General features: G+C 66.0%; 10 protein-coding genes. 5 read left to right on the forward strand and 5 right to left on the reverse strand.

The features are described from left to right. Positions 1 to 7: 7 nt before the first annotated feature. From sufD to VXJ37_RS02795, 3 genes are read right to left on the reverse strand one after another with little or no spacing between them, the layout of a single operon-like run. The gene (gene sufD / locus VXJ37_RS02785; RefSeq protein WP_331321542.1) at positions 8 to 1,249 is read right to left on the reverse strand and encodes a Fe-S cluster assembly protein SufD; all 1,242 of its coding nucleotides are present in this window, start codon (positions 1,247 to 1,249) and stop codon (positions 8 to 10) included. Then, the gene (sufB, locus tag VXJ37_RS02790; RefSeq protein ID WP_141941245.1) at positions 1,249 to 2,712 is read right to left on the reverse strand and encodes a Fe-S cluster assembly protein SufB; all 1,464 of its coding nucleotides are present in this window, start codon (positions 2,710 to 2,712) and stop codon (positions 1,249 to 1,251) included. The genes sufD and sufB overlap by 1 nt, the downstream gene beginning before the upstream one ends. Continuing rightward, positions 2,712 to 3,527, reverse strand: a complete 816-nt coding sequence (locus VXJ37_RS02795; RefSeq protein ID WP_141941243.1) for a helix-turn-helix domain-containing protein — start codon at positions 3,525 to 3,527, stop codon at positions 2,712 to 2,714. Before VXJ37_RS02795 ends, sufB begins: the two co-directional genes overlap by 1 nt. Positions 3,528 to 3,681: 154 nt before the next feature. On the opposite strand from VXJ37_RS02795, the gene VXJ37_RS02800 reads away from it, so the two are divergent. From VXJ37_RS02800 to VXJ37_RS02810, 3 genes are read left to right on the forward strand one after another with little or no spacing between them, the layout of a single operon-like run. Beyond that, a complete protein-coding gene (locus VXJ37_RS02800; protein ID WP_331321544.1) occupies positions 3,682 to 4,650 on the forward strand; it encodes an ABC transporter ATP-binding protein in 969 nt (322 codons plus the stop codon). Continuing rightward, the gene (locus VXJ37_RS02805) at positions 4,647 to 5,414 is read left to right on the forward strand and encodes an ABC transporter permease (RefSeq protein WP_331321545.1); all 768 of its coding nucleotides are present in this window, start codon (positions 4,647 to 4,649) and stop codon (positions 5,412 to 5,414) included. Before VXJ37_RS02800 ends, VXJ37_RS02805 begins: the two co-directional genes overlap by 4 nt. A gap of 7 nt (positions 5,415 to 5,421) precedes the next feature. After that, complete coding sequence (locus tag VXJ37_RS02810) at positions 5,422 to 6,384, forward strand: COX15/CtaA family protein (protein ID WP_331321546.1); 963 nt, start codon at positions 5,422 to 5,424, stop codon at positions 6,382 to 6,384. 89 nt (positions 6,385 to 6,473) lie between these two features. Here VXJ37_RS02810 and VXJ37_RS02815 read toward each other — a convergent pair whose 3' ends face one another. Together VXJ37_RS02815 and VXJ37_RS02820 are read right to left on the reverse strand one after the other, a co-directional pair. Then, on the reverse strand, positions 6,474 to 8,741 hold the full coding sequence (locus VXJ37_RS02815; protein WP_331321547.1) for a bifunctional SulP family inorganic anion transporter/carbonic anhydrase: 2,268 nt from the start codon (positions 8,739 to 8,741) through the stop codon (positions 6,474 to 6,476). A gap of 227 nt (positions 8,742 to 8,968) precedes the next feature. After that, on the reverse strand, positions 8,969 to 9,925 hold the full coding sequence (locus tag VXJ37_RS02820) for a heme o synthase (protein WP_141941233.1): 957 nt from the start codon (positions 9,923 to 9,925) through the stop codon (positions 8,969 to 8,971). A gap of 519 nt (positions 9,926 to 10,444) precedes the next feature. On the opposite strand from VXJ37_RS02820, the gene tkt reads away from it, so the two are divergent. Then, entirely contained in the window at positions 10,445 to 12,562 is a 2,118-nt protein-coding gene (gene tkt, locus VXJ37_RS02825; protein ID WP_331321812.1) for a transketolase, read from the forward strand. Between the two features lie 26 nt (positions 12,563 to 12,588). After that, a complete protein-coding gene (tal, locus tag VXJ37_RS02830; protein WP_331321548.1) occupies positions 12,589 to 13,704 on the forward strand; it encodes a transaldolase in 1,116 nt (371 codons plus the stop codon). The last annotated feature ends 1 nt before the right edge of the window (position 13,705 follow it).

The following is a 13,705-nucleotide window of genomic DNA, read 5'->3' on the forward strand; positions in this document are numbered from 1 at the left end:
CCCGTTCCTAGTTTTCGGTTGCCGCGAGTTCGCGCTCAACAGCCTCGGTCAGGCGCTCTTCGAGGGCCGGGACCTTGATCTGCTGGATGACCTCGTTGAGGAAGCCGCGGACCACCAGGCGGCGGGCAACATCCTCGGGGATGCCGCGGGCCATCAGGTAGAACAGGTGCTCGTCGTCGAAGCGGCCGGTGGCGCTGGCGTGGCCGGCACCCTCGATCAGGCCGGTCTCGATCTCGAGGTTGGGCACGGAGTCCGCGCGGCAGCCGTCGGTGAGCACCAGGTTCTGGTTCTTCTCGTAGGAGTCGGTGCCTTCGGCCTGCTTCTGGATCAGCACGTCGCCAACCCAGACCGTGTGTGCACCCTTGCCCTGCAGCGCGCCCTTGTACAGGACGTTGGACTTGCAGTTGGGCATGTTGTGGTCCACGAAGGAGCGGTGCTCCAGGTGCTGGCCGGCGTCGGCGAAGTAAAGGCCCAGGAGCTCTGCTTCGGCACCTTCGCCGGCGAACCGAACGTTGGAGTTCAGGCGGACGATCTTGCCGCCAAGGGTAACGGCGATGTGCTTGTAGACGGCGTCCTTGGCAACCTCGGCGTCGTGCTGTGCCAGGTGCTTGGCGTCGTCTTCCCACAGCTGCACGGAGACCACCGTGAGCTGGGCGCCCTCACGGACAAGGACCTCGACGTTGCCGTTGTGGTCGGCGATGCCGCCGTGCTCGAGGATTACCACGCCGCGGCTGTTGGCCCCGGCCTCGATGACCACGTGGGAGTTGCTGCGGCGGCCCGCGCCGTTGCCGGTCAGGACAACGCGCACAGGGGCGTCCAGCTCGGCGTTCGCCGGGATGGAGATCAGCTGGGCGTCACCGGCGTTGGCGGAGGCCACCACAGCGGCGCGGTCGGCGGGGACCAGCGTGGCACCGCGGGGGGCCTCGCCTGCACCGAGGGTACGCTGCACGACGGCGGCCGGCGCCTCGACCGAGACGCTGAGGACGCCGGCGTCGGACGGGGCGTCGGAGAGCAGGTTGGCCAGTTCACGCACAGGGGTGAAGCGCCACTCTTCTTCCCTGCCGTTGGGCAGGGCGAAGTCGGCCACGTCGTGGCTGGTGAGCCGCTCGGCGCGGGAGGCCATGACCTGCGTGCCATGGCTGTGGTGGCGGTCAACCTTGGAGGCGACCAGGTGTTCGCCTTCCTCGGTGAAGCCGGCGATCGACGGAGCGCCGATGCGCGCCTTTTCGGTAGTTGCTTCGGCAGTCATTAACCGACGGATCCTTCCATCTGGAGTTCGATGAGGCGGTTCAGCTCAAGGGCGTATTCCATGGGCAGCTCGCGGGCGATCGGCTCAATGAAGCCGCGCACGATCATGGCCATGGCCTCGTCCTCGGGCATGCCGCGGGACATGAGGTAAAAGAGCTGCTCCTCGCTGACGCGGGAAACGGTGGCCTCGTGTCCCAGCTGCACATCGTCCTCGCGGATGTCGATGTACGGGTAGGTGTCCGAGCGGGAAATGGTGTCCACCAGGAGCGCGTCGCAACGCACGGTGTTGGCGGAGTGCTTGGCGCCTTCGCGGACCTGGACCAGGCCGCGGTAGGCAGCACGGCCGCCGCCGCGGGCCACCGACTTGGAGATGATGGAGCTCTTGGTGTTGGGCGCGATGTGGACCATCTTGGAGCCCGTGTCCTGGTGCTGGCCTTCGCCGGCGAACGCGATGGACAGGGTCTCACCCTTGGCGTGCTCGCCCACCAGGTAGACCGCCGGGTACTTCATGGTGACCTTGGAACCGATGTTGCCGTCAACCCATTCCATGGTGGCGCCGGCTTCGCAGATTGCGCGCTTGGTCACCAGGTTGTAGACGTTGTTCGACCAGTTCTGGATGGTGGTGTAGCGGACGCGGGCGCCCTTCTTCACGATGATTTCCACGACGGCGGAGTGCAGCGAGTCCGAGGTGTAGATCGGCGCGGTGCAGCCTTCGATGTAGTGGACGTAGGAGTCCTCGTCGGCGATGATCAGGGTCCGCTCGAACTGGCCCATGTTTTCCGTGTTGATACGGAAGTAGGCCTGCAGCGGGATGTCCACGTGGACGCCCTTGGGCACGTACACAAAGGAGCCGCCGGACCACACTGCGGTGTTGAGCGAAGCGAACTTGTTGTCGCCCACAGGGATCACGGTGCCGAAGTACTCCTGGAAGATCTCCGGGTGTTCCTTCAGCGCGGTGTCAGTGTCCAGGAAGATAACGCCCTGGGCTTCGAGGTCCTCGCGGATCTGGTGGTAGACCACCTCGGATTCGTACTGTGCGGCGACGCCCGAGACCAGGCGGCTGCGCTCGGCTTCCGGGATGCCCAGCTTCTCGTACGTGTTGCGGATGTCCTCAGGGAGGTCTTCCCAGCTGGCAGCCTGCTTCTCCGTGGACCGGACGAAGTACTTGATGTTGTCGAAGTCGATGCCGGAGAGGTCTGCGCCCCAGGTGGGCATCGGCTTGCGGTCGAAGTACTTCAGGCCCTTGAGGCGGAGGTCGAGCATCCATTCCGGTTCGCTCTTCTTGGCCGAAATGTCCCGGACTACCTCTTCATCGAGACCACGCCGTGCATTGGCGCCGACGTCGTTCTTGTCAGCCCAGCCGTACTCGTAGTTGCCGATGCCGTGGAGCTCGGGATTCTTTTCCAGAATCTCCGAGATCACAGTGTTTTCGGCTACTGCTTTCTCTGATAGTTGGTCCGTCATCACGGCCTTTCTTGCTGATGGTTGATTACTTCGTCCAGGCCTGCGGGGGCTGCTGCCGGCACGGTGGCCGGTTTGGCAGACAGCCTGCCTGTAGGAATGTGGGTGGTGCAGACGTGCCCGCCGCGTGCCAAGGTGGAGAGCCGGCGTACGTCCACTCCCACCAGTCTTGAGAAGACTTCGGTTTCAACGTCGCAGAACACCGGGAACCGGGCCGCGAGCTGCTGGATGGGGCAATGGCCCTGGCAGAGCTGCACGCTGGACAGCGCGGCGGGGAGGGGTGCCTTGGCCTCGATGGAGGCGGCGGAAGCCACGAAGTTGTCTCGGCTCAAAGCGGCCGACAGTGCCGTAGCGCGGTCACGGATGTCCGGGCCGGCCTTTTCGATTTCGGGAGCGTAGCGCCGCTCCATGTCCGCAAACCGCTCTTCGGCGAAGGCGCGCACAGCGTCCGGGCCGGCAACTTTCTGCAGCTGCTGGAGCGCCAGGGCTGCAATGTCGAGGTAGTCGTTGCCCAGGCTTGTCTGGCCCTGGGAGCTGAGGACGTAGCGGCGGGCGGGGCGGCCTGCGCCCGCTCCCGGTTTCGCCACGCGCTTGACCTCGATGACGCCGGCGCGCGAAAGGTGGTCCAGGTGCCGGCGGACAGCCGCCGGGGTGAAGCCCAGCATGTCCCCCAGTTCAGCGGCGCTGACGGGTCCATGCTCCAAAACGGCGGCGAGGACCCGGTCCCGGGTGCGCTCGTCGGCCTCAGCCACAGGGCTGGAGGCGACAGGACCCGGCCCTGCCACAGGCACAGCACTGGTATCGGTCATGGAATACACAACACAATCATGTCGTAATTTAGTCCCGCACTCCAGTAAGGGCAGGCTGACCTTGGCCCCGGCGCCGCGCAAACTCCAGGGATCGCAAAATTCCTTAGGATAAGGCACCTGCCTGAAGGGCGGCTCCATATACTACATCCCGTAGAATACTGTGGTGCGATCCCCCCAGTCCCCCGTCTTGTCCATCCATGGGCTCATCAAGGACGTTGGCCCCCTGTCCAGCCTGGACGGCAAGATGCTCAGGGTTGTCAGCGGTGTTTCCCTCGTTGCGGAGCGCGGACAGGTTACCGCCCTGCTCGGCGCGAACGGCGCCGGCAAGACAACAACCCTCGAATGCGCTCAGGGCCTGCAGAAGCGCACCGGCGGCAGCATCTCGCTGCTGGGCCAGGATCCTGACACGGCGGGTGCCGCCCTGAGGTCCCGCGTGGGCGTGATGCTGCAGGACGGCGGCCTCCCGCCGTCGGCCAGGCCCCTGCCTTTGCTGCGGCACATCGCCGGCCTGTATGCCAATCCCTGGCCGCTGGATGACCTGGTGGGCCGGCTTGGCATCGACACCTTCAGCCGGACGGGTGTCCGCAGGCTCTCCGGCGGACAGAAGCAGCGCCTGGCACTGGCCGCAGCCCTGATCGGCAGGCCCGAAGTACTGTTCCTTGACGAGCCCAGCGCCGGCCTGGACCCGCAATCGCGGCAGCTGGTGTTCGACCTCATCGCCGAGCTGCGTGACAACGGGATGGGGATCATCCTGACCACGCACCTGATGGATGATGCGCAGCGGCTGGCGGACTACGTGTACATCATCGACGGCGGCCGCAACGTTGCGGAGGGCACGGTCCAGGAGCTGCTGCAACGCAGCCCTGTCACGGACCATGGCACCGACCACGTGCGGACCCTGGTGTTTGAAGCCCCGTCGGGCCTGGACCTGGCGGCGGTGCTGCCGGGCGACGTCGAGGTTTCCGAGGCCCGCTCCGGCAGCTACACGGTGACCGGAGCACTGACGCCGCGCCACCTCTCCGCCCTTGCCCAGTGGTGGGAAGCGAAAGGCATCATGCCTGCCTCGATGAGCCTTGAGGCGCGTAGCCTTGAAGACGTCTTTTTGGACATTTCAGGAAAGGACATCCGATGAGCACTGCAGCACTCCAGGACCAGCAGCAGCCCGCGTCACTGCTGCGCCGCGTCCTGCTGCAGGGCCGGTACGAGGCCCTGACCATGCTGCGCAACGGCGAACAGCTGATCCTCGCAGTGGTGCTTCCGCTGCTGGCGCTGGTGGGGCTGACGGTGACCCCGATCCTGGACGGCATGGGCTCCAGCCGCGTCAACGTGGCCGTCCCAGGGATCCTTGCACTGTGCGCGATGTCCACCGCCTTCACCGGCCAGGGCATCGCCACCGGATTCGACCGCCGCTACGGGGTGCTCCGGTTCCTGTCCACCACGCCCCTGGGGCGTGGCGGACTGATTGCCGGGAAGATCCTTGCGGTCCTGGCCGTCCTGTGCATCCAGGTTGTGGTGGTGGGCCTTGTCGCCCTGGCCCTGGGCTGGCAGCCGGCCGCGGCGGGCTGGCTTCCGGGACTGGGGCTCCTCACACTGGGTGCGGCGGCTTTCACAGCGCTCGGGCTGCTGGTGGCAGGGACCGTGCGTCCCGAAGCCACGCTGGCCATCACCAACCTGTTGTGGATCCTCCTTGGAGCCATGGGCGGCATCGTGCTCCCGGCCGAAAGGCTGCCTGCCGCCGCCCAGGCTGTCGTGCACTTCCTGCCGTCCGGCGCATTGGGCGAGTCGATGCGCGCCGCGTTCCTGGGCGGGGCCGTAAACGGCGGCGCCGCCCTCATCCTGCTGCTCTGGACGGTCATCGCCGGGGCAGCTGCCATCCGTTGGTTCAAGTGGAATTGAGAAAATCGTGACCACGGCTTCACGCCTCCCCCAGATTGCCGGCCGCCTGGCCTCGCGGCTCCCCCGCACCGTGGACGTCCGGATCCGCCGGCTCGCCGTCGCCTCCCTGATCGGCCAGACGCTCCTGGTGGTCACCGGCGGCGCGGTCCGGCTCACGGCGTCCGGCCTCGGCTGCCCCACCTGGCCCCGTTGCACCTCGGACTCGCTGGTCAACACCCCGGCGATGGGCATCCACGGCTTCATCGAGTTCGGAAACCGGCTCCTGACGTTTGCCCTGGCCGCGGTGGCCGTCCTGATGCTGGTGTTCCTGTGGAACCTCCGCAAGGAACGCAAGGACCTCTTCCTGTTGGCGATCGGCCTCCTTGCCAGCATCCCGGCACAGGCAGTCATCGGCGGAATCACCGTCCTCACCAACCTCAACCCTTGGGTTGTGGGCCTGCACTTCCTCGTATCGATGGCCCTTGTGGTGTTCTCCACCCTCCTGGTCAACCGGGCCTATGGCCGCACGGGCCGTTTCCTGGCTGCCCCGCATGCCCCGCTGCCGGCTGTCCTGCGCCCGGTGACGTCCGCCGTCGCCCTATTTTCCGCCGCCGCCGTCATGCTCGGCGTGGTGGTCACCGGCGCCGGCCCGCATGCCGGTGACGCCGACGCCCCCCGCAACAACCTTGACTGGGACCTGTTCTCCCACATCCACGCGGTACCCGCCTACCTGGTCACGGCCGGAACCGTGGTGGCACTGGTGCTGGTCTTCGGGCGCCGCATCACCGGCCCGTTCCGGACCGCTGCCCTGATGCTGCTGGGCGTTACCGTGCTTCAGGCGATCATTGGTTTCACCCAGTACTACAACGGAATTCCGGCCCTGCTGGTGGCGGCACACATGCTCGGTGCGGCGCTGCTGATGGCGGCCTCGACGAACGCCTGGGACGTCGCCCATTCCAGTCCGGCGGAACGGTCCGGCGCCACGAAGTAAGCGCCCCGTCCGTCCATTACGCCGAGAGGCGCCCCGCCCCTTCCGGGAGCGGGGCGCCTCTCTTCGTTTGAGGCCCTGGCGGTGTGGAGTTACCGGCCAACCAGGACGCTTTCCCGGGCCCCGGCGTCGAACGCCGGGTCCAGGTCCTCAATCCCGTCCGCCGTGATCCTGAGGACGCGCGCCGTGGCGATGTCGTAGAAGAGGCCGGTGGCCTGTACCCCGCCCCCGACAATCGCTGGCCCCGCGACCGGATGGTTCTGCAGCTTTGCCAACTGCAACGCCACGTTGACCATGGCCAGCTGGTCAACCACGCTGTAGCCTGCTGCCGCGGCCTGCATCCCAACAGGATGACCCTCCTGCAGTTCCGCATAACACGGCCGGGCATGGTCCAGCCACTGCCCAAACGCCGGACCCAGCGAACTGTTGCCGCCGCCGTCGGCTTCCTCGAGGAGCGCCTTCATGGCGCCGCAGTTGGAGTGTCCGCAAATGACCAGCGACTGTACTCCCAGGCCATTCACGGCAAAAGACAGGGCTGAATCGACTGACGCGTCCTTACCATGGCCGCACACCACGTTGCCAATGTTCCGCAGGGTCAGCAAGTCCCCCGGACCACTGCTGGTGATGAGGTTCGGATTGACGCGGGAGTCGACGCAGGCCACGAACAGGCTGTCCGGATTTTGCTCTTCCGCCAGGTCATGCACCAGCGGACGGACCTGGTGGGCGAACCGGCGGTGGTATTTGTTGATGCCCAGAAGCAGCGGCTCCTTTCTTGGCGGAAGGGGCAGTTCTGTTGCATCTTCACGGCGGGGTGCACGCTGGGCGGCGTCCCTGAACACGGTGTTCCCGTGCTCCTCGATGTTGACACTGCCGCCCGTGGACTGGTGCTGCAGCTGCCAGGCGATGAGGGCTTCGCGGAAGGAATGGTCGACGTAGTCGGCGTTCAGCTCCGCTACAACGTCAGCGCCGCCGGGGACAGCCTGGAGGACGCGGCTGAGCTTGGGCAGTGCGAAGAAGCTGCATGACCCGGCAATGGTCACCCGCCACGGCGACGACGGCGTGGCGGGCCGGTGTGCATGGATGGGGGCCCGCAGGACGCGCCACAGCACGCTGGCCGCGGCAAGTGCCAGGCCGATCATGACGCCTTCGAGCAGGTTCAGGAACACCACGCAGAGCAGGGTCACCGCGTAGATGGGGAAGTCCCCGGTCCGCAGGCTGGTCCTGATATCTGCCAGCTTGATGAGCCACGCACCGATCACCACCAGCAGGCCGGCCAGGACAGCAAGCGGGATCAGCTGGATCATGCCGGCGAAGAGGGCCGAGAAGGCAAGGACCCAGACACCATGCAGCACGGCGGAGGCCCGGGTGGCGGCGCCAGCCTCCACGTTGGTGGCGCTGCGGACGATGACGCCGGTTACCGGCAGGCCGCCCAGTGACCCGGAAACGATGTTTGCGGCGCCCTGGCCGATGAGCTCCCTGTTGAGGTTGGTCCGGGGACCGGTCTGCATTTTGTCCACGGCAACGGCGGACAGGAGGGACTCGATGCTCGCGATCAACGCCATGGTCAGGATGGCGAAGGCGAAGGGCCGCCAGTTTCCGTCGGGGAGCTGGGGCGGGGCGATGGCATCCAGGATCGAGCCGTCCAGCGAGATGCGTTCGACCCCCGGCGCGAAGGCGACAGCAAGTGAGGTGCCTGCCGCGACGGCGGCAAGGGGGCCGGGGACGCGCCTGACAGCTGCCGGCAGGAACTTCCAGCCGAAGAGGATGGCCACAACGGCAAGCCCCAGGAGGGCGGCGTGCAGGTCCAGGTCCGTGATAGCCGAGGGAAGGGCCGCAAGGTTCCCAAAGGCTGAGCCGGCGGGCTTCGAGCCGAGAAGAACGCGGAGCTGCTGCAGGATGATGGTGACGCCGATGCCGGCCAGCATGGCCTTGACCACCACCGGTGACACGGCCAGGGCAGCCCTGCCGACGCGGCTGATGCCCAGCAGGAGTTGCACGACGCCGGCCGCGGCGGTGACGGCACAGGTCACCTGCCACCCGAATTCCTGGACCAGGCCGGCAACGACGACGGTCAGCCCGGCTGCCGGTCCGCTCACCTGGAGCGGCGAGCCGCCAAGGCTGCCTGCCACGATGCCGCCCACGGCCGCGGCGATGAGGCCGGCCATGATGGGCGCTCCGGAGGCTGCGGCGATGCCCAGCGAAAGCGGAAGGGCCACCAGGAACACCACCAGGGAGGCGGGCACATCCGCACCCAGATGGCGGGGCTGGCGGGGCCGCCGCAATGTGAAGCGGCCGGGCTTTTCCGTGGATCCTGGCGGGCTGTGGCTGGGAGCGGGGACTGTGGCGGGACGGGATTCCATTGGATTTTCCTTTTCGACAGGGGGAAGGGTCCGCTCCACCGTAAGCAGCTCATAACTGTAAATGACAGAAAAGGTGACAGATATGACAAAGATGTCACATCGTTCGCTGGGACAACGATTTGCACAGGACAGCTGGACGTCCGGCGCATGGCCGGGTCCGCACCTGGCCCTTAAACAACGCGGCGGCCCCCACAGAATGTGGGAGCCGCCGGGTGCGTTTCGATTCTTTAGCGGATAATGGCGTGCCCAATGAACGGGTCCACAGCGAGTGCGATGAAGAGCAGCGTCAGGTAGCTGATGGAGCCGTGGAACACCTTCATGGCGCGCTTGTCCGGAATATCCTCACGCTGGGCGCGGGCGTAAAGGCCATGCGATTCGTACAGGAACCAGGCACCCGCAAGGACGGCGGTGACGGTGTAGACCCAGCCGGCACCGCCCGCCGGAATCATCAGCAGGGAGCAGGCCACCATGGCCCACGCATAGAGAACCACCTGGACGGACACGACTTTGGCGCCCGCAATCGCGCCCAGCATAGGGACGTTGGCGTTCCGGTAATCCTCGCCGTAACGCATGGACAGCGGCCAGTAGTGCGGCGGAGTCCACAGAAAGATCACCATGAACAGGATGACGGCGGGCCACTCGACAGAGTTGGTCACCGCGGCCCAGGCAATCAGCACCGGGAAACAGCCGGCGGCGCCTCCCCACACGATGTTCTGCGCGGTGCGGCGCTTGAGGATCATCGTGTAGATGACCACGTAGAAGAAGATGGCACCCAGCCCCAGCCACGCGGAAAGCGGGTTGGCTCCGAACCAGAGGATCACGATGGCCGCCGCACCGAGCAGCCAGGAGAAGACCAGGGCCTCGCGGGGAGTGACCTCACCGGTGACCAGCGGCCTGTTCTCGGTCCGGTGCATCAGCTTGTCGATATCGCGGTCGATGTAGCAGTTGAAGGCGCCCGCACTCCCGGCAGCAAAGGCGCCGCCCACCAGCGTGGCAAGGATCAGCCCAATGGAGGGGAAGCCCCGCTGGGCGTAGATCATGGTGGGCAGCGTGCTCACCAGGAGCAGTTCGATCACGCGCGGCTTGGTGAGGGCGAGATACGCCTTGGCCTTACGGGCAAACCCGGTACCGGAGGCCCGGGATGCGTTCAGCGGCGTATCTGTAGTGCTCACGGTGGCAGTCACCCGTTCTGTATGGCGGTTGAGGCTGGCAATGCAGCTCCGGTCGTGCGGCCCGGACCCGGGCACGGCACGAAGGAAGGAATTACGTGTGGCGCGTGCAACAGCCGGGGAACCCCGGGCGGCGAAAGTGATGCGCACCCGGCGTTGGCCTCCAAATATCATACCGCGCCACGGGCCCCGCCCCTGCCCCGCCATATGCGCACATGATTGCTCGCGGGCCCATTCGAGCAGATTAACTCAACCCTCCGTGACACTGATTCATAAAAGGGGAAATTGCGTCCACAACGTGAGATTTCGGCCGCCCGGAGTATGGATAAGAGCTAAGCTGTCACCAGATCAGCACGCAGCAAGAAAGCGGTGGAAAACGCATTCCCGCTGCTGTTCGTGGCTGATGGCAAGGATCAACGTTTCGATGGTGAACGGCTGGTACACACACCGCAGCGGCCGCCCACAGCGCGCCCTGATGGAACCGGTGTACCGGCCGCCGCCAGCACAGAGAGGGGCCCGGTTTTCGTGCCACATTTGGAAGAGCAAGAACTGTCATGGACCAGCTTGGACCAGAAGGCCGTGGACACCATCCGCGTCCTGGCTGCCGATGCGGTGGAGAAGGTGGGCAACGGCCACCCAGGAACCGCCATGAGCCTGGCCCCGGCCGCGTACCTTCTCTTCCAGAAGCTGATGCGCCACGACCCGCGTGATCCCCAGTGGCTGGGGCGCGACCGGTTCATCCTGTCTCCCGGCCACACCTCCCTGACCCTGTACATCCAGCTGTTCCTTTCCGGCTACGGACTGGAACTGAAGGACCTGGAAGCACTCCGCACCTGGGGTTCGCTGACCCCGGGCCACCCGGAGTACAAGCACACCGCCGGCGTGGAGATCACCACGGGCCCGCTGGGCCAGGGCCTGGCCTCCTCCGTGGGGTTCGCCTACTCACAGCGCCGCCAGCGCGGCCTGTTCGACGCCGATGCCCCGGCAGGCGAGTCACCGTTCGACCACACCATCTGGGTCATCGCATCCGACGGCGACCTCCAGGAGGGCGTCACGTCCGAGGCTTCCTCGCTGGCAGGCCACCAGGAACTGGGCAACCTGGTGGTGATCTACGACGAGAACCACATCTCCATCGAAGACGACACCGACATCGCCTTCACCGAGGATGTCCTGAAGCGCTACGAAGCCTACGGCTGGCACACCCAGCGTGTGGACTGGACCCGCACCGGCGAATACAAGGAAGACGTCCAGGAGCTCTACAGCGCCCTGCTTGCCGCCAAGGCCGAAACCTCCAGGCCGTCCATCATCTCGCTGCGCACCATCATCGGGTACCCGGCACCGAAAAAGCAGAACACCGGCAAGATCCACGGCTCCGCGCTTGGCGCCGAGGAAGTCGCCGCACTCAAGGAAGTACTTGGCTTTGACCCTGCCAAGTCCTTCGAGGTGGACCAGGAAGTCCTGGACCACGCCCGCCAGGCAGTGGAACGCGGCGCCGCCGAACACAAGCAATGGGAAGAGTCCTTCAACGCCTGGAAGGAAGCCAACCCCCAGGGTGCGGCGCTCCTGCAGCGCCTCGAGGCACAGGAACTTCCCGAAGGCCTCGACGCAGCGCTTCCGTTCTTCCCTGCCGGCAAGGACGTTTCCACCCGTGCGGCATCCGGCAAGGTCCTCAACGCCCTGGGCCCGGTCCTGCCCGAACTCTGGGGCGGCTCCGCCGACCTCGCCGAGTCCAACAACACCACCATTGAGGGTTCCCCCTCGTTCGTGCCTGCCTCCAAGCAGACCGATGCGTGGTCAGGCAACCCGTACGGCCGCGTGCTGCACTTCGGCATCCGCGAACACGCAGCGGCGTCGATCGTGAACGGTATTACGCTGGCGGGCAACACCCGCGCATTCTCCGGCACCTTCCTGATCTTCAGCGACTACCAGCGCCCCGCGATCCGCCTCGGCGCCCTGATGGGTGTCCCGTCGCTGTACGTCTGGACGCATGACTCCATCGGCCTGGGTGAGGACGGCCCCACCCACCAGCCCGTGGAACAGCTCGCCTCCCTGCGCGCCATCGTTGGCCTGGACGTGGTTCGCCCCGGCGATGCCAACGAAGTGGCCGCCGCATGGAAGACCATGCTCGAAAACCACGCCAACCCGGCAGGCATCGTCCTGACCCGCCAGAACATCCCCACGTGGGAACGCGGCGAGGGCGACGCCGACGGCGACACCTTCGCGTCGACCGCAGGCGTGGCGAAGGGCGGCTACGTCCTGGCCGAGGCTTCTAAGGATGGCGCCACGGTTCCGGCCGACGTGATCCTGATTGCCACCGGTTCCGAGGTCCAGCTGGCCGTCCAGGCCCGCGAAGCCCTCCAGTCCGAAGGCATCGCGGCGCGCGTTGTGTCCATGCCGTGCGTCGAATGGTTCAAGAAGCAGGACGCCGCCTACCGCGAATCCGTCCTGCCTGCCGCCGTCAAGGCACGCGTGTCGGTGGAAGCAGGACTGGCACTGGGCTGGCGCGAATTCGTCGGCGACGCCGGCCGTTCGGTCAGCCTCGAACACTACGGCGCTTCCGCAGACTACAAGCGCCTCTTCCAGGAGTTCGGCATCACGGCTGAAGCAGTTGCAGCCGCCGCCAAGGACTCCCTCTCCGCCCTCCAGGCCTAAAACCTAAACTTTCAGGAGATACAACAATGACTACTCCCACCCAGCAGCTTTCCGACGCCGGCGTTTCCATCTGGCTCGACGACCTTTCCCGCGGACGCCTGGAAACGGGCACCCTCCGGAAGCTCATCGAGGAGAAGAACGTGGTAGGCGTAACCACCAACCCGTCCATCTTCCACGCCGCCATTACGTCCGGCACGGACTATGACCACATCATTGCCGGCAAGGCCGCAGAAGGCGCCAGCGTGGAGGACACGATCTTCGAGATCACCACCACTGACGTCGCCGACGCCTGCGACCTCTTCGCACCCGTGGCTGCCGCCACCAAGGGCGTGGACGGCCGTGTTTCCATCGAGGTCGATCCCCGCCTGGCCTGGGACACCGCAGGCACCATCGCCGAGGCCAAGCACCTCTACCAGCGCGTGAACAAGGACAACGTCCTCATCAAGATCCCGGCCACCATCGAAGGCCTCGAGGCCATCACCGCGACCCTGGCCGAAGGCATCAGCGTCAACGTGACCCTGATCTTCTCCCTCGAGCGCTACCGCGCGGTCATCAACGCCTTCCAGTCCGGACTGGAGCAGGCCAAGGAAAACGGCCACGACCTCTCGAAGATCCACTCCGTCGCATCCTTCTTTGTCTCCCGCGTGGACACCGAAATCGACAAGCGCCTGGACAAGATCGGCACGGAGGAAGCAAAGGCCCTCAAGGGCAAGGCCGGCCTGGCAAACGCCCGCCTGGCCTACCAGGTCTACGAAGAGCTCTTCGCCACCGAGCGCTGGGCCCTGCTGGCCGATGCCGGCGCACGCCCCCAGCGCCCCCTCTGGGCCTCCACCGGCGTGAAGGACCCTGCCTACCCGGACACCCTCTACGTCACCGAACTGGTGGCACCGGGCGTAGTGAACACCATGCCGGAGAAAACCCTGGACGCCACCTTCGACCACGGCGTGGTCACCGGCGACACCGTCACGGGCACCTATGATGAGGCGAACGCAACCCTCGACGCCCTGGAAAAGCTTGGCGTTTCCTACAACGACGTCGTCGCGCTCCTTGAAACCGAAGGCCTGGACAAGTTCGTGGCCAGCTGGAAGGAACTCCTGGCCGACGTCGAAGGCGCCCTCGCCTCTGCACGGAAGGCTTCCTAAC

It is taken from the genome of Pseudarthrobacter phenanthrenivorans, assembly GCF_036455295.1.
In the GTDB taxonomy this organism is placed as follows: Bacteria; Actinomycetota; Actinomycetes; order Actinomycetales; family Micrococcaceae; genus Arthrobacter; species Arthrobacter phenanthrenivorans_C.

What these genes read in the sequence shown, in the direction of transcription:
- sufD (WP_331321542.1), bottom strand. Translation starts at nt 1,249, where the DNA reads ATGACTGCCGAAGCAACTACCGAAAAGGCGCGCATCGGCGCTCCGTCG.
- VXJ37_RS02815 (WP_331321547.1), bottom strand. Translation starts at nt 8,741, where the DNA reads ATGGAATCCCGTCCCGCCACAGTCCCCGCTCCCAGCCACAGCCCGCCA.
- tal (WP_331321548.1), top strand. Translation starts at nt 12,589, where the DNA reads ATGACTACTCCCACCCAGCAGCTTTCCGACGCCGGCGTTTCCATCTGG.
- sufB (WP_141941245.1), bottom strand. Translation starts at nt 2,712, where the DNA reads ATGACGGACCAACTATCAGAGAAAGCAGTAGCCGAAAACACTGTGATC.
- VXJ37_RS02805 (WP_331321545.1), top strand. Translation starts at nt 4,647, where the DNA reads ATGAGCACTGCAGCACTCCAGGACCAGCAGCAGCCCGCGTCACTGCTG.